This window comes from Aeromonas sp. 95A (genome assembly GCF_051919235.1).
Lineage (GTDB): Bacteria > Pseudomonadota > Gammaproteobacteria > Enterobacterales > Aeromonadaceae > Aeromonas > Aeromonas veronii.
Genome location: NZ_JBQBFC010000001.1, coordinates 4,190,571 through 4,206,478, shown reverse-complemented (window position 1 = coordinate 4,206,478; position 15,908 = coordinate 4,190,571). Strand labels below are relative to the sequence as shown.

At 59.6% G+C, this 15,908-nt stretch carries 12 protein-coding genes and 1 pseudogene; 9 read left to right on the top strand and 4 right to left on the bottom strand.

What is annotated here, in order from left to right; all coding sequences use genetic code 11:
- The first annotated feature begins 14 nt into the window (after positions 1-14).
- On the top strand, positions 15-2,045 hold the full coding sequence (locus ACTG2U_RS19280) for a M13 family metallopeptidase (protein WP_439974954.1): 2,031 nt from the start codon (positions 15-17) through the stop codon (positions 2,043-2,045).
- A 339-nt stretch (positions 2,046-2,384) separates the two neighbouring features.
- Entirely contained in the window at positions 2,385-3,317 is a 933-nt protein-coding gene (locus ACTG2U_RS19275) for a GGDEF domain-containing protein (protein ID WP_439974953.1), read from the top strand.
- 98 nt (positions 3,318-3,415) lie between these two features.
- Here ACTG2U_RS19275 and crr read toward each other — a convergent pair whose 3' ends face one another.
- From crr to cysK, 4 genes are all read right to left on the bottom strand, one after another.
- Positions 3,416-3,925: a PTS glucose transporter subunit IIA gene (gene crr, locus ACTG2U_RS19270; RefSeq protein ID WP_005338264.1), complete on the bottom strand. Its 510-nt coding sequence runs from the start codon at positions 3,923-3,925 to the stop codon at positions 3,416-3,418.
- Between the two features lie 42 nt (positions 3,926-3,967).
- Entirely contained in the window at positions 3,968-5,695 is a 1,728-nt protein-coding gene (gene ptsI / locus ACTG2U_RS19265; protein WP_021229076.1) for a phosphoenolpyruvate-protein phosphotransferase PtsI, read from the bottom strand.
- Positions 5,696-5,741: 46 nt separating this feature from the next.
- Positions 5,742-5,999, bottom strand: coding sequence for an HPr family phosphocarrier protein (locus ACTG2U_RS19260; RefSeq protein WP_005338266.1), 258 nt, complete (start codon positions 5,997-5,999; stop codon positions 5,742-5,744).
- A gap of 440 nt (positions 6,000-6,439) precedes the next feature.
- On the bottom strand, positions 6,440-7,408 hold the full coding sequence (gene cysK, locus ACTG2U_RS19255) for a cysteine synthase A (protein WP_213389918.1): 969 nt from the start codon (positions 7,406-7,408) through the stop codon (positions 6,440-6,442).
- 159 nt (positions 7,409-7,567) lie between these two features.
- Between cysK and ACTG2U_RS19250 the strand changes: the two genes are divergently transcribed.
- From ACTG2U_RS19250 to exeC, 7 genes and pseudogenes are all read left to right on the top strand, one after another.
- Positions 7,568-8,410, top strand: a complete 843-nt coding sequence (locus ACTG2U_RS19250; RefSeq protein WP_439974952.1) for an AAA family ATPase — start codon at positions 7,568-7,570, stop codon at positions 8,408-8,410.
- 3 nt (positions 8,411-8,413) lie between these two features.
- A pseudogene (locus ACTG2U_RS19245) lies at positions 8,414-9,575 on the top strand (vWA domain-containing protein).
- Positions 9,576-9,629: 54 nt separating this feature from the next.
- Positions 9,630-10,751: a beta-ketoacyl-ACP synthase III gene (locus ACTG2U_RS19240; protein WP_139459968.1), complete on the top strand. Its 1,122-nt coding sequence runs from the start codon at positions 9,630-9,632 to the stop codon at positions 10,749-10,751.
- 49 nt (positions 10,752-10,800) lie between these two features.
- The gene (locus ACTG2U_RS19235) at positions 10,801-12,246 is read left to right on the top strand and encodes an HD domain-containing phosphohydrolase (RefSeq protein ID WP_302245353.1); all 1,446 of its coding nucleotides are present in this window, start codon (positions 10,801-10,803) and stop codon (positions 12,244-12,246) included.
- Positions 12,247-12,573: 327 nt separating this feature from the next.
- Positions 12,574-14,142 carry an ExeA family protein gene (locus ACTG2U_RS19230; protein WP_302245354.1) on the top strand — a complete coding sequence of 523 codons (1,569 nt, stop codon included), beginning with the start codon at positions 12,574-12,576 and terminating at the stop codon, positions 14,140-14,142.
- Positions 14,142-14,837 (top strand): GspB family T2SS assembly factor variant ExeB, encoded by a 696-nt coding sequence (gene exeB / locus ACTG2U_RS19225; RefSeq protein WP_227096043.1) that lies wholly within the window; start codon positions 14,142-14,144, stop codon positions 14,835-14,837. Before ACTG2U_RS19230 ends, exeB begins: the two co-directional genes overlap by 1 nt.
- Before the next feature lie 227 nt (positions 14,838-15,064).
- Positions 15,065-15,898: a GspC family type II secretion system variant ExeC gene (gene exeC, locus ACTG2U_RS19220; protein WP_302245465.1), complete on the top strand. Its 834-nt coding sequence runs from the start codon at positions 15,065-15,067 to the stop codon at positions 15,896-15,898.
- Positions 15,899-15,908: the final 10 nt, after the last annotated feature.

The window sequence follows — 15,908 nt, the reverse complement described above, 5'->3', positions numbered from 1 at the left end:
ACAGGACACTCACGATGAAACAGCAACGCAGCATGATCGCCAGCCTCATTGCGCTGGCCCTGCTTGGCCTCGCCCCATGCGCCGGTGCCACCAGCGGCCACTCCGGGATGGATCTGGCCAGCATGGATAACAGCGTGTGCGCGGCGGACGATCTGTTTCGCCACGTCAACGGCAACTGGTTGGCCCAGACCCGGATACCGGATGACCTGCCGGGGCAGACCATCGGCAATCTGCTGGCGGACAAGTCGCTGGAGGATCGCAAGGTGTTGCTGGAGGAGCTGCTCAAGCGCCCGCAACAAGCCGGAACCCCTCGCCAGCAGATCGCCGATCTCTACGCCAGCTATCTGGATCAGGCCGGACGGGATGCCAAAGGGCTGACCCCCATTCAGCCACTGCGCGACGAGATCATGGCCATCCATGATGGCGCCTCGCTGGCCACCTACTTTGCCCGTGTTAACAAGCTGGGGGGCGGCGCTCCCTTTGGTATCGGGTTCATGGCCGACAAGAAGCAGCCTGACAGCTACGGGATCTACCTGCAGCAATCCGGTCTCGGTCTGCCGGACCGGGACTACTACCTGAAAGCAGATGCCGCCAGCAAGACACTGCGGGCCAGCTACGAGCAGTTCATTACCGCCCTGCTCAACCATGCCGGCGTCGAGGGGGCGAGCGAGCAGGCCCATCGCATTCTGGCGCTGGAGACCCGACTCGCCAGCCTGCAGTGGGACAGAGTCAAGCTGCGGGATGACAACCTCACCTACAACAAACTGCCCATCGCCCGCCTCAGTCAGTTGCTGCCCCCCCTGGATTGGCAACACTACCTGACAGAGGCCGGTATCGCCGGGGAAACGGAGATCATCGTCAGTGAGCCGGACTATCTGGAGAAGCTGACCGCCGTGATGCAGGAGACCAGCATTGCGCAGTGGCAATCCTACTGCCTGTTCCATCTGCTACGCACTTATGCGCCCTATCTCGACAGCCAGAGCAATGCCCTGCACTTCGCTTTCTACGGCACGACCCTGAACGGCATCCCCCGGCAGCGGGAGCCCTGGAAGCAGGCCATGGAGGTGCTGGACGACTATCTGGGTCAGGCGGTAGGCAAACTCTACGTGGAGCGCTACTTTCCGGCCGAGGCCAAGGCACAGATGGCGACCATGGTGCGCAATCTGATCGCCGCCTATCGCCAGGAGATCGGCGAGCTCGACTGGATGTCTGCTCCGACCAAACAGCAGGCGCTGGCGAAACTGGAGAAGGTACGGGTCAAGATCGGCTATCCGGACCAGTGGCAGGATTACAGCGCAATCGAGATCCGTCCCGATGATCTGGTCGGCAATGCCCAGCGAGCGGCCACGGTGCGTTACAACGAGCACCTTGCCCGCCTCCATCAACCGGTGGATCGGGAGGAGTGGTTCGACAATCCGCAGACGGTGAACGCCTACTACAACCCGAACAACAACGAGATCGTCTTCCCGGCAGCCATACTGCAACCGCCCTACTTCGATCTGAAGGCGGATGATGCGGTCAACTATGGCGCCATCGGCGCGGTCATCGGTCACGAGCTGAGCCATGGTTTCGATGATCAGGGGGCCAAATTCGATGGCAACGGTGCCTTGCACAACTGGTGGGCTCCGGCCGATCTCAAGGAGTTCACCGCCAGAGCGCAAAAACTGGCGAAACAGTACGACCGTTTCGAGCCCATCAAGGGGGAGCATGTCAACGGCCAGCTGACCCTTGGCGAGAACATCGGCGATCTCGGTGGCCTGACCATCGCCCACAAGGCGTACCGGCTCGCCCTGGGCAACCGCCTGCCAGCGGTGCTCGATGGCTTCACTGCCGAGCAGCGTTTCTTTATCGGCTGGGCGCAGGTGTGGAAAGGAAAGTACCGGCCCGAGCTTGCAGCCGTTCTGCTCAAGACAGATCCCCACTCGCCGCTGGAGTACCGGGTCAATGGCGTCGTCGCGAATATGCCGGCCTTCTATCGCGCCTTTGCCATCAAGCCGGGAGACAAGCTCTATCTGCCACCTTCCGAGCGTGTGAAGATTTGGTGACCACCAGCAGGGGCCCTGGCCCGATAAGCTCCAGCAGATGGACCACCTCCACCTGAGCTGAAGATGACCGACACAGGGAGTGTCTGTTTTACCCTGTCTGGTTTTTCCCGACCCACATGTGCCTGACCATGTGGGTTTTTTTGACCCTTTTGCCCCGCAGCTTCTCCTCAGCCTGCCCAGCTTTCACCCGATACGGCCACGGCAAACAGCTCCGCCATTTTCTCGCCTTTGCCATTGGCTGAAAAACCGGCGGCGGAACCGCTATAAATCGGTTTACCACCAAACAGGTCTGACCTATGGTAAAGCATGTAAAAGATGCATCGTGGAGCTGCTTTTCCTATGAATGACCGAGAACTGCAACAGATCCTGTTTCGCTCCTTCGATGTGATCCCGCTGCCTATTCTGGTGTCCGAATCCATTGCCCGTCACGATGGCTGCTCACCCGACATGATCCCGCAGCGGCGCCACCGCTTCCTGAATAAAGCCTTCATTGAGCAGCTGGGCTACAACCTTGACGATCTGCCGGACATGGCCTCCTGGTTTCAGGTCGCCTACCCGGATGAAGGGTATCGCCGCACCATCATCGACTCCTGGCACTCCCAGGTGGAACAGAGCTTGTCGCAAGGGCTGGAGGTCGCCGAAATGCCTGCGCTGATCCGCTGCAAGAGCGGTCAGTCGCGCTGGTTTATCGTCACTGCCCAGCTGGGAGCCGATGCCATCCCGGATGGCCATATCGTCACCTTTCGCGATATCCACGACCTGCAGTGCATGGTGGAAGAGGTGAGCCGCCTCTCCTGCACCGATCCGCTCACCGAACTGACCAACCGGCGCGGCGCCCAGCAACAGCTGCAGGCCCTTTGGTTGCAGGGTGAGCCCCTCTCGGTGGTACTGGGAGATATCGACCATTTCAAGCAGATTAATGACCGCTACGGCCACCCTGCGGGTGATGCCGCGCTCTGCGCCGTCGCCCACGCTATGGCGGGCCAGCTGTTGCCGGGGGAGAGTCTGGCCCGTTGGGGCGGGGAGGAGTTCCTGCTGATCCTGCCAGGTTGCGATATTGAACAGGCGGCACGGCGCGCCGAACAGCTGCGCCAGCATGTCAGTTCCACCCGCTTGCCATGGCAGGGGAAGCAGCTATCCCTCACCATCAGTCTGGGGTGTGCCAGTATGAAGGGGCAGGAGAGCATCGACTATCTGCTGATGATGGCCGACCGGGCCCTTTATCAGGCCAAGGATCAGGGCCGTAACCGGGTTGTCATTTCGACGGAATAGAGTGATCACCAGAAAGGGAAGCCGACTCGCGGCCATAAAAAAACCGAAGCACAAGGCTTCGGTTTTTTACTGCGCAACTGGCGTGAGCCAGCCGGGCATTACTTCTTGATACGGATAACCGGGGTCTCGCCCACAGTCACGGCACCAGTCATTTTGATCAGCTCTTTGATCTCGTCCATGTTGGAGATGACAACCGGAGTCAGGGTAGACTTGGCTTTCGCTTCCAGAACGGCCAGATCGAACTCGATGATAGTGTCGCCGCGCTTGACCTGTTGACCTTCCTGAGCGATACGCTTGAAGCCTTCACCTTTCAGTTCAACGGTGTCGATACCGAAGTGAACGAACAGCTCGATACCGGAGTCGGATTCCAGAGAGAACGCATGGTTGGTCTCGAAAATCTTGCCGATGGTACCATCGCACGGCGCAACCATCTTGTTGCCAGCCGGCTTGATGGCGATACCGTCACCAACGATCTTCTCGGCGAAGACAACGTCAGGCACATCTTCGATCGGCACGATTTCGCCAGACAGCGGAGCAAAGATTTCGATGCCGCCGGTGTCAGAGCTATCGTCGGAAACCAGTTTCTTCAGTTTATCAAACAGACCCATATAAAGCTCCTAGAGATGATTTGTCGCTGTTTGCAGCCGATCTTAGCAGACTGCTTTCTGCTTAATAAAGTTATCTACGCATGCTTCGATTTCAGCGGCGGTGGCAAAGCTCAGTGCTTGATCAGCCATTGCCTTCACATCTTCGAAGTTGGTGTTGCGGATAAGCTTCTTGATACGCGGTACAGAGATGGCGCTCATGGAGAACTCATCCAGACCCATACCCAGCAGCAGCAGGGTAGCACGCTCGTCACCAGCCAGTTCACCACACATACCGGTCCACTTGCCTTCGGCGTGGGACGCATCGATAACCATCTTGATCAGGGTCAGGACGGAGGGTGACAGCGGGTTGTACATGGCGGAGATCATCTCGTTACCACGATCGACAGCCAGGGTGTACTGGGTCAGGTCGTTGGTACCGATACTGAAGAAATCCACTTCCTTGGCCAGATGATGAGCCATCACGGCAGCGGCCGGGGTCTCGATCATGATACCCACTTCGATGGATTCATCAAAGGCTTTGCCTTCGGCACGCAGTTCGGCCTTCAGCGTCTCTACGGTAGCTTTCAGGCTACGGAACTCTTCGACAGAGATGATCATCGGGAACATGATGCGCAGTTTGCCGAAGGCAGAGGCGCGCAGAATGGCCCGCAGCTGAGCGTGCATGATGTCTTCGCGGTCGAAGAAAATACGCACGGCACGCCAGCCCAGGAAGGGGTTCATCTCTTTCGGGAAATTCATGTAGGGCAGCTCTTTGTCGCCGCCAATGTCCATGGTACGCACGATGATCGGCTGATCCGGCATCGCTTCGGCCACTTCTTTGTAGGCTTTGAACTGCTCGTCTTCGGTCGGCAGTGCGTCACGGTCCATAAACAGGAACTCGGTACGGTACAGACCCACGCCTTCGGCGCCATTGCGGATGGCACCTTCGGTATCCTTGACGGTACCGATGTTGGCGCACACTTCGACCTGGTGACCATCCAGCGTGATGGCAGGCAGATCTTTCAGCTTGGCCAGCTCATCTTTCTCGGCCTGGAACTGAGCCTGGAACTTCTTGGCTTCGGTCAGCTGTTCAGCGGTCGGATTGATGATGATCTGGTTGTTGATCGCATCCAGCACCAGCATGTCACCGTTCTTGACGCGCTCGGTGATGTCGTTGGTGCCTACCACGGCCGGCAGCTCCAAGGAGCGGGCCATGATGGAGGTGTGAGAGGTACGGCCACCGATGTCGGTAACGAAACCCAGCACATATTTCAGGTTGATCTGAGCGGTTTCAGACGGGGTCAGGTCTTTGGCGACCAGGATCACCTCTTCGTCGATGGTGCTCAGGTTGACAACGGCGATGCCCAGTACGTTCTTGACCAGACGGGTACCGATGTCACGGAAGTCGGTAGCGCGTTCGCGCAGATAAGGGTCATCCAGCTCTGCCATCATCTTGGCGTACTGTTCGATCACCTCATAGATGGCTTTGTCAGCAGAAGCCTTGTTCTCTTTGATGAAGGATTTGATATCCCCTTCCAGCTCCTCATCTTCGAGCAGCATGATGTGGCCTTCGAAGATGGCCTCTTTTTCCTCACCGAAGGTGCGACCGGCCATCTCTTTGATGGCTTCCAGCTGGGTAGCTGACTTGGTACGAGCTTCGAGGAAACGGTTGATCTCGGCATCAATCTGGTCAGCAGAGATTTTGCCCTGATTGATAACGATTTCATCTTCTTTCAGAAGAAGCGCCTTACCGAATGCGATACCGGGGGACGCAAGAATGCCAGATATCATAATCCTTCCTATTAAAACGACTGTGGGGGAGGAATCTAAAGCTGGATTACTCCAGCTCGTCCATCAGGGCAACCAGCTTCTCAACAGCTTGCTGAGCATCCGGGCCATCAGCCTGGATAGTTACGTTGGTACCCTTGGTCAGGCCCAGGGTCTGCAGCTTGAACAGGCTCTTGGCGCTGGCGGACTTGCCACCGGAGACCACAGTGATCTCGCTTTGGAATTCTTTGGCTTCTTTCACGAACTGAGCTGCCGGACGGGTGTGCAGGCCGTTTTCAGCAGTAATAACAACAGACTTCTCGTACATGGTTTCACCCCATATTATTGATATTTTTTGGTGGATTGGTCGTTTTTGAAGCAACCTGACCCACCGTGTCAGTATGGATATGTTGTAAAGTAACGAAAGCAGACCCGCAATGGTTTAATCCAGGTCAAGTTTCTGTGCAGTAATCGGCGCGCTGGTTGGCAATTTTCAGTTATTGGGCTACAAGCCGCATCAGGACTGGCCTGAAATTATTTTATAACGAAAAATAACACTTTGTTACTTTGTGATACCCAGCCAGCAAACACCGCGTGACGCCGCACAGGATATGAGATTTAGAGCGGAATGTCTGCTTTTTTTCTCACTCCGGAACTTGTTATTTTACCCCAAAAAATAAGGATCAAGTGACACTAACAGGGGTTGAGTCTAGCCCATAAAGAAGCGGCGCTCCTGGGAGCGCCGTTGTTTTGAAAGATTCCGATCAGTTACTGCTGCAGCTCCTGCTCGCTGAACACCCCGGCAAACAGGGCGCTGGAGAGGTAACGCTCTGCCGCGCTCGGCAGGATGACCACTATGGTTTTGCCTGCAAATTCCGGCAGCTCGGCCAGACGGCTGGCTGCCACCACCGCAGCACCGGAGCTGATACCAGCCAGGATCCCCTCCTCCTCCATCAGGCGGCGGGCCATCTCGATGGCTTCATCGCTGGTCACCTTCTCCACCCGATCGATAAGGGAGAGGTCCAGGTTGCCCGGGATAAAGCCGGCGCCGATCCCCTGGATCTTGTGGGGGCCCGGTTTGATCTCTTCCCCGGCCAGCTTCTGGCTGATGACCGGCGACTCGGCCGGTTCGACCGCGACAGAGACCACTGCCTTGCCTTTAGTCTGCTTCAGATAGCGGGAGACCCCGGTAATGGTGCCGCCGGTACCGACCCCGGCCACGAACACATCAACTTCGCCGTCAGTGGCATCCCAAATCTCGGGGCCGGTGGTCTTTTCGTGGATCTCCGGGTTGGCCGGGTTTTCAAACTGTTGCAGCAACACATACTTGCCCGGCTTGGATTCGAGGATCTCGTTGGCCTTGGCAATGGCCCCCTTCATGCCGAGGGGCCCTTCGGTTAACACCAGATTGGCACCGAGCGCCTTGAGCAACTTGCGGCGCTCCAGGCTCATGGTGGCCGGCATGGTCAGGGTGATGGGATAGCCGCGAGCTGCCGCGACAAAGGCCAGAGCAATACCTGTGTTGCCGCTGGTGGGCTCAATGATCTCCTTCCCCTTGGTCAGGATACCGCGCTTCTCGGCATCCCAGATCAGATTGGCACCGATCCGGCACTTGACGCTGAAGCTGGGGTTGCGGCTCTCGATCTTGGCCAGCACGCGACCTTTGGTAACACGGTTGAGACGAACCAGCGGGGTGTGACCGATAGTCTGGCTGTTGTCCTCAAAAATTTTGCTCATGGTGCTATCCCTGTGTTTGTTACGACGATGAAACAAGATTACCCTGTGGTTTCTGAATGAGAAGTGACTATTCGTTATAACCATATGGCATTACAACATATAGATCTTATTCTCTCTGGCCCCTGACTCCGGGCGCCAATCGTCAAAGGAACCGACGTTATGGGATTTTCAGGAAGCAGCCAGTATCTCGCCTCCGATGCATTGAGGATGGCGGTCAATGCCGCCATCACCCTCGAAAAACCGCTGCTGATCAAGGGGGAGCCGGGCACCGGCAAGACGGTGCTGGCGGAAGCGGTCGCCGACCATCTCGGCACCGACCTCATTGCCTGGCATATCAAGTCCACCACCAAGGCCCAACAGGGACTCTACGAATATGATGCGGTGGCCCGGCTGCGGGACTCCCAGCTCGGCGACCCCAGAGTGGCCGATATCAGCCACTACATTCGTAAAGGCAAGTTGTGGCAGGCCTTCAGCGCCGAGCAGCGACCGGTGCTGCTGATCGACGAGATCGACAAGGCCGACATCGAATTCCCCAACGATCTGTTGCTGGAGCTGGATCGGATGGAGTTCGATGTCTACGAGACCGGTGAGCGAGTCAAGGCACGCCAGCGGCCGGTGGTCATCATCACCTCCAACAACGAAAAAGAGCTGCCGGATGCCTTCCTGCGCCGCTGTTTCTTCCACTACATCCGCTTCCCCGACAAGGCCGAGATGCAGGCCATCGTCAAGCTCCACTACCCCGACCTCAAGGAGAGCCTGCTTGGCGAGGCGATGGAGCTCTTCTTCGAGCTGCGCGAGGTAGAGGGGCTGCGCAAGAAGCCCTCCACCTCGGAGCTGCTGGACTGGATCCGCCTGCTCTTGGCCGACGATATCGCCCCCGAGGCGATGCGTACCCGCGAGCCCGGTAAGCTGGTGCCCGCGCTATATGGCGCTCTGCTCAAGACCGAGCAGGATTTGCACCTCTTCGAGAAGCTCGCCTTTTTGGCCCGGCGCGGCAGCTGACCCATGCTGATCGACTTTTTTACTCACCTGCGCCGCCACAAGCTGCCGTGCAGCCTGCGCGAGCTGCTGGACTTGCACGCCGCGCTGGCTGCCCGGCTGGTCGCTGTCGATATGGACGAGTTCTACCAGCTCTCCCGCTGTCTGCTGGTAAAAGACGAGGCCCACTACGATCGCTTCGATCGCGCCTTCGCCGAATACTACGAGGGGCTGGAAGCCATCCCCCTGCTGCCGGAGAGCCTGCCCGAGGAGTGGCTGCGCAAGGAGTTCGAACGGCTGCTGATCCCAGAGGAGAAGGCGCTGCTCAAATCCCTCGGCGGGCTCGACAAGCTGCTGGAGACCCTTAACCAGCGATTACGCGAGCAGAAAGAGCGCCACGCCGGTGGCAACAAGTGGGTGGGGACTGGTGGCAGCAGCCCGTTTGGCCACGGCGGTTTTCACCCCGAGGGCGTCCGCATGGGTGGAGAGGGGCAGCACGGCAAGGCGGCCAAGGTATGGGAGGCACGTCACTATCGCAACTTCAGCGACGACTCGCCGCTCGGCCAACGCGCCATCCAGCTCGCGCTGCGCAAACTCACGCTGGGTGCGCAAAGGCAATCCCGACGAGCTGGATCTCGACGACACCATAAAAAGTTCTGCCCGCCAGGGTTGGCTCGATGTGAAGTTGCGGCCCGAGCGCCACAACGGGGTGAAACTGTTGGTCTTTTTCGATGTGGGAGGCTCCATGGATGCCCACGTGGCCGAGGTACAACGCCTCTTCTCCGCGTTGCGCCACGAGTTCAAGCATCTGGAGTACTTCTATTTTCACAACTGCCTCTACGACTTCGTCTGGAAGGATAACAAGCGCCGCTTTGAGGAGCGGTTCGATACCCTGCGGCTGCTGCGCACCTACGGCAGCGACTACCGGGTAATCCTGGTGGGGGATGCCACCATGGGCCCCTACGAGATCACCTGGCCGGGCGGCAGTGTCGAGCAGTGGAACGAGGAGTCGTGTCAGGTGTGGCTCACCCGCCTGCAGCAGCACTTTCCCAAACTGGTGTGGATCAACCCCACCCCGCGGCGGGAGTGGCTCTGGCACCCCTCCATCAAACTGATGAATGACGTGGTTGGCGGACGGATGCATCCGCTGACCCTGGCGGGTCTCTCTGCGGCGATCGACCAGCTGTAACCCTCTCACCCCTATAAACCGACAAGCCGGGAACGCACCCGGCGAGGAGCAAAGATGACCTCTATCGTGATCAGTGGCTCAGGCCTCTATACCCCACCCTTTGCCGTCAGCAATGAAGAGCTGGTGGCCGCCTTCAACCAGTATGTGGATCTCTACAACGAGGAGAACGCCTCCGCCATCGATGCCGGCCAACTCCCCGCCAAGCAGCACTCCAGTTGCGAGTTCATCGAGAAGGCCTCCGGCATCAAGAGCCGTTATCTGGTGAGCCGCGAGGGGGTGCTCAACCCCGACATCATGCAGCCGCTGCTGGCGGAGCGGCCCGATGAGATGCCCTCCATCATGGTAGAGATGGCGGTGGCCGCCGCCGAGCAGGCGCTGATCGCCGCCGGCCGCGAGCCCGGCGAGATCGATCTGGTGATCGTGGCCGCCTCCAACATGCCGCGCCCCTACCCAGCGCTGGCCATCGAGCTGCAGCACTATCTCGGGGCGAGCGGCATGGCCTTTGATATGAACGTGGCCTGCTCGTCCGCCACCTTCGGCATCAAGACAGCCGCCGACATGCTGGCGGCAGGCACCGCCAACGTGGCGCTGGTGGTCAATCCGGAGATCTGCTCGGGGCACCTCAATTTTCGCGATCGTGATAGTCACTTTATCTTCGGTGATGCCTGCACCGCGGTGCTGCTGGAGCGGGAGGCCGATTGCAAGGTGGCCAATCCGTGGCAACTGGTGGCCAGCAAGCTGGTGACCCAGTACTCCAACAACATCCGCAACAACTTCGGCTTTCTGAACCGGCTGAGCCCGCGCACCCGCTACGGCGACGACAAGCTGTTTCGGCAGCAGGGGCGCAAGGTGTTCAAGGAGGTGTTGCCGCTGGTGTGCGACCAGATAGCAAACCAGCTCGATGAGCAGGGCTGGCCTGCCGAGAGCCTGAACCGGCTCTGGCTCCATCAGGCCAACCTCACCATGAACCAGTTCATCGGCCGCAAGCTGCTCGGTCACGATGCCAGCCAGCAGGAGGCGCCGGTCATTCTTGATAGCTATGGTAATACCAGCTCGGCGGGTTCCATCATCGCGTTTCATCTGTACAATCGCGACCTTCCTGCGGGGGCTCGCGGCGTACTGTGCTCCTTTGGTGCAGGTTACTCCATCGGTAGCTTGCTGCTACGGCGCCTGTAATGGCGGGCCTCCCGCCGACATAACAATAACCAGCAACATGGGTGGGAATATGCAGAGGATCACGGGGCGCTGCGCCCTGCACTACGGGGTAACCCTGTCACTATTTTGTCTCTATGGCTGGCAGGTTTGCCCGTTTCTCGAGAGTCTCACCCTGCCCCAGTTGCTGGGGCCAACCCTGGTGACCTTCGCCATCATGTTCGCCGTGCGCAATTGGCTGCTCTCAAGGCGGCCCCTGCCGCGCAACGGGCTGGACGGGTTTGGACTGGAGGTCGGTTTCTACCTGCTGGGAGCACTGCTGCTGTCGGGCTACAACGCGCTGGCCCACGACTTTCCGCTGGAGAGTCACCTCAAGGTGCTGCTGGGGATGACCACCCTCGGCTTTCTGGTGGCGGCCGATCTGACCCTGGAGCGGGATTGGAATCGGGCCAGAACACGGCAAGCCGAGCAGAGCCTGACTCTGAGCCACCCGCTGGCCATGCCGCTGCCACGCAAGTTCACCCTCTTTACCCTGGCGACCCTCACCCTGCTGGGGGGCGTCTTCTTCTTGCTGTTCAACAAGGATCTGGAGTGGCTGGTGACGGTGGAGCGCAGTCTGCCGAGGGTCGATGCCCAGCACTACATCCTGTGGGAGATCGCCTTCGTAATGACAGTGACCTTCTGTTATCTCGCCCTCATCATCCACGGTTATGGTCGCAATCTCGGCCTCTCCTTGCGCCAGCAGACCCGCACCATGGCCAGAGTGCAGTGCGGTGACTTTGACGCCCGGGTGCCGGTCACCCGGGATGACGAGTTTGGCCTTATCGCCGCCAGCACCAATCAGATGATCGGCGAGCTGAAATCCCGCAGCGACGAGCTCAACCTGACCCGCGACGTGGCCATCCTCGGCCTCGCCTCCCTGGCGGAGACCCGGGACAACGAGACCGGCGCCCATATCATTCGCACCCAGCACTACGTCAAAGCGCTTGCGCAATACCTCAGTCGCAGCGATTGGGATCGCTATCCGCTCGATGACGCCACCATCGACCTGCTGTTCAAGTCGGCCCCTCTGCACGATGTGGGCAAGGTGGGCATTCCCGATGCCATCCTGCTCAAACCGGGCAAGCTGACCGACGAGGAGTTCGCCATCATGAAGCGCCACCCGCAGATCGGCGCCGATGCGCTGGCGAGCGCCGAGGCGCAGCTGGGCTCCAACTCCTTCTTGCGGCTGGCCCGGGAGATCTCCCTCACCCACCACGAGAAGTGGGATGGCAGCGGCTATCCGGCTGGGCTGGCGGGTGAGGACATTCCCCTCTCCGGGCGTTTGATGGCGGTAGCGGATGTCTACGATGCCCTCATCTCGAAACGGGTCTACAAACCTGCTTTCAGCCATGAGGAAGCGAAGGAGATCATCGTGAAGGGGAGCGGCAGCCATTTTGATCCCGGCATCGTCGCGGCGTTTCTCGCCTGTGAGGCGCAGTTCAGGGAGATTGCCGCGCAGTTTCAGGATCACCACTGAGCAAGTACATTCCGACCAGCTTGCCCTGATGGCTGACAGAGCAACAGGCGTCATAAATTGTACACAAACAGGTCTGGCGATCGCCGATTCAGCGCCATGCTGACGGCCTTTGCCACGCCGCGCCCATATTGATATTTCCCTTTATTTACAGCTATTTTTTGTCATTTTGTGATCCGGACTTGTGCCAATGACGCAACCGGGATCACAAGATGGCAGGAAAAGGCCGCAATTTGCCCTTCGGCGCCAATGATGGCTTCCAATGAAAGCGAGGTTTGCTATCATCCGGAGACATTTTTCATCTGTCGCCGGCTACAAAAGAATACCCTCATGTACACACAGTTCTTCGGCCTCTCGGAACACCCGTTTTCCATCTCGCCCAATCCCAAGTACCTCTATATGAGCGAGCGCCACGGCGAAGCCCTTGCTCATCTCAACTATGGATTGCAGGATGGCGGCGGCTTTGTGCTGCTGACCGGCGAAGTGGGCACCGGCAAAACCACCGTCTCCCGCTGCCTGCTGCAACAGCTGCCCGCCGAAACCGAGATCGCCTATATCCTCAATCCCTCTCTGACCGAACGGGATCTGCTGGCCGCCATCTGTGACGAGTTTCAACTCCCCTATCCCGAAGATGCCGGGATCAAGCGGCTGTTCGACCTCATTCGCGATCACCTGCTGGCCAACCTGGCGGCAGGCAAGCGCAGCGTGGTACTGGTGGATGAGGCGCAGCACCTGCTGCCCGGCGTACTGGAGCAGCTGCGTCTGCTCACCAACCTCGAGACCGATGAACGAAAACTGCTGCAAGTGGTGCTGATCGGTCAGCCCGAGCTGCAACAGATGCTGCGCCAACCCCTGCTGCGTCAGCTGGCTCAGCGCATTACCGCCCGCTATCACCTGCTGCCGCTCTCTCACAGCGATGTGGATGCCTACGTCCGCTTCCGGCTGCAAGTTGCAGGCTGCGTACAACCCATCTTCACCCCGCGCGCCATCAAGACGCTTCATCGCCTGAGTGGCGGCATCCCCCGTTTCATCAACCTCATCTGCGACCGCGCCCTGATCGCCGCTTTCGCCCGTGGCAGCTACAAGATTGTCCACGGCGATATCAGCCAGGCTGCCTTCGAGGTCAATGGCGTTCGGGACGAAGGAAGCTGGGCCTCCGGCCTGATGGTGACGCTGGCAGGCGCCCTGCTGGTGGCCGCAGGCTGGTGGGGCTGGCAATTTTTCGGCGTGTTCCCCACCCGTCCGGTAGTCAAGGTCGAGGTGCCGGTCACCATCGACGAGACCGCCGAGCAGCAGGAGCAGCTGACCGAGGCGATCAATCAGGCCATCGACCCCGACAGCGCCATGCAGAATCTCTATCGGGTCTGGGGTTATGAACCGGAACCGTTCGAAGCAACCTGCGATAACGCCCCCCGTGCCGGTCTGCGCTGTCAGGAGGGAGAGGCAAGCCTTGACGAGCTGCGCGCCCTGCAGTATCCCGCCATGATCACGCTCACTGACCAGACTGGCGGCCTCTACTATGCGACCCTGGTCAATCTGGGGCCGAACAAAGCCAGCCTGATGATCGGCGACCAAAGCTGGCAGGTGGATCGCCAGTGGCTCAGCGATAACTGGGGCGGTAGCTACACCCTGCTCTGGCGTATGCCGAAAGGGGGTGTGAGCCTGATCGCCAGCAATGCCGGTCAGACCCAGATCCAGTGGCTCGACAATGCCCTGAGCCGTGCGTTGCAACAACCCGAGCGCAAGGTGCGCCGTTTCGATGGCGAGCTCAAAAGCAAGCTGCAGCAGTTCCAGCGGGATCAGGGGCTGACCCCTGATGGCATCGCGGGCAGCAACACCCTGCTGCGTCTCAACGCCCTCTCCGGTGAACCCATGCCCAGACTGGAGGAGGCCTCCTGATGTCTACCCTGCTCAAGGCGCTGCGCCGTGCGCAGCAACCGCAACTCTCCGCCCATATTCCAGCCATGGGCTTGCCCATGCCCCGGGAAGAGGAGCGCAGCCCACGCCGCATCGGCTGGCTGCTGGCCCCCCTGGCCCTGTTGCTGGGGGCGGGCGCCAACTATGGCTGGCATCTGCTCCACCTGCGCCCCATCGAGGAGAAGGTGGAGGTGAAAGAGGTGATCACTCCACCCTTCGTGCGGGTCGAACCCAAGGCGATGGTGACCCGTCCGCTGCCCCCGCCCCTGCCGGAGCCGGTGGTCCAACCCAGAGCAGTGGCCAAAAACGAAGGGACCAGTCAGGGGAATACCCCCGCGCTGAGTCTGGCCGAGCAGCTGATGAAAGCCCTCAATGAAACCCCATTGCAGGAGACGCCACACCCCACCGGCCAGAACAACGTGCAACCGGCCCAGTTGATGGCGCTGGGCTCGGCACCCCAATCGGTGCGCCAGCAGGTACCGCAATTGAGCTATGGCTCTCATGTATTCTCCTCCAACCCCGCCAAGCGGGCCGTGGTGCTCAATGGCCGGGAATACCGGGAGGGGAGCGAAATCGCCCCGGGAGTCGTGCTCGCGACCATCGACCAGCAATACATAGTGCTGCAGGTCGCCGGACAGAGCGTGACCCTCAAGGCGCTGCAGGATTGGCGAGGGTGAGTACGCACCGTACCCTGATGTTCACTGGCAAGCAGGATGCACCTCACCTGAGTGCCACTTTTGTGAGCATTCAAAGGTTTACGGTGTGATGAAATATCCATTTTTACGGTTTGGCGCGCCCCGACCCGTTGTGTCACAGCCACCGGCCGTACACAATACTCAGCCGCCCCAGAGCCTGGAATTTGTTGATTAATATGACGCTACGATTCAGGGATGACATCTTGACCATGCTGCTGGCCCAGTGCCGGCGGCTTCCCATGACCAGAGTCACCCAGGTGGCCTTTCTGGCGCTGCTGCTCATGCTGGCCCAGCAGAGCGCCGCCCTTACCTGGCGTCTGCTCACCCTGGCAAGCCCGCAAATCAGCCAACCGTGGCAACCCTCCGCAGTGGCGGTCAGCGGTCAGAGCAACCCGCGCCTTGAACTGGGCGAGGTGAGCCGACTGGCGCTGTTTGGCAAGGCGATCCCCAAGGCACAGGCCAAAGCCGCCGTGGCCGCCAATGCGCCGCGTACCCAGCTCAATGCCCAGCTCAACGGAGTGCTGGCCAGCTCGGATCCCGCCAAATCCATCGCCATCATCGCCATGTCCGGCATCCAGAACTCCTATGGGGTCGGTGACATGATTGACGGCACCCAGGCGCGGATCCGGCAGGTCTATCCGGATCGGGTGATCATCGAGCGGGATGGCCGCGACGAGACCCTGATGCTGGATGGCGAGGAGTATGGCAAGCCGCTGCCGCAGACCAACGCCGCCCCCCTTGGCTCCCTGCGCAGCGAGCTGATGGCCGATCCGGGCAAGATCACCGATTACCTCAATATTTCACCGGTTCAGGTGGATGGCCGCATGACCGGCTATCGCCTCAACCCGGGCAGCAATCCTGAGTTTTTCAACCAGAGCGGGCTGCAGGCCAATGACCTGGCCATCAGCATCAACGGGCTGGATTTACGGGACAACATGCAAGCCATGCAGGCGATGCAGCAGATGGCTGGCGCAACGGAAATGACAGTGACCGTCGAGCGACAGGGCGAACAGTTCGACATCTATGTGCGCTTGTCAGAATAATGATTTGGAG

Excerpts from the sequence above, each read along its gene's own strand:
- ACTG2U_RS19280 (WP_439974954.1), top strand. The coding sequence starts at position 15 with ATGAAACAGCAACGCAGCATGATCGCCAGCCTCATTGCGCTGGCCCTG.
- ACTG2U_RS19275 (WP_439974953.1), top strand. The coding sequence starts at position 2,385 with ATGAATGACCGAGAACTGCAACAGATCCTGTTTCGCTCCTTCGATGTG.
- crr (WP_005338264.1), bottom strand. The coding sequence starts at position 3,925 with ATGGGTCTGTTTGATAAACTGAAGAAACTGGTTTCCGACGATAGCTCT.
- ptsI (WP_021229076.1), bottom strand. The coding sequence starts at position 5,695 with ATGATATCTGGCATTCTTGCGTCCCCCGGTATCGCATTCGGTAAGGCG.
- ACTG2U_RS19260 (WP_005338266.1), bottom strand. The coding sequence starts at position 5,999 with ATGTACGAGAAGTCTGTTGTTATTACTGCTGAAAACGGCCTGCACACC.
- cysK (WP_213389918.1), bottom strand. The coding sequence starts at position 7,408 with ATGAGCAAAATTTTTGAGGACAACAGCCAGACTATCGGTCACACCCCG.
- ACTG2U_RS19250 (WP_439974952.1), top strand. The coding sequence starts at position 7,568 with ATGGGATTTTCAGGAAGCAGCCAGTATCTCGCCTCCGATGCATTGAGG.
- ACTG2U_RS19240 (WP_139459968.1), top strand. The coding sequence starts at position 9,630 with ATGACCTCTATCGTGATCAGTGGCTCAGGCCTCTATACCCCACCCTTT.
- ACTG2U_RS19235 (WP_302245353.1), top strand. The coding sequence starts at position 10,801 with ATGCAGAGGATCACGGGGCGCTGCGCCCTGCACTACGGGGTAACCCTG.
- ACTG2U_RS19230 (WP_302245354.1), top strand. The coding sequence starts at position 12,574 with ATGTACACACAGTTCTTCGGCCTCTCGGAACACCCGTTTTCCATCTCG.
- exeB (WP_227096043.1), top strand. The coding sequence starts at position 14,142 with ATGTCTACCCTGCTCAAGGCGCTGCGCCGTGCGCAGCAACCGCAACTC.
- exeC (WP_302245465.1), top strand. The coding sequence starts at position 15,065 with ATGCTGCTGGCCCAGTGCCGGCGGCTTCCCATGACCAGAGTCACCCAG.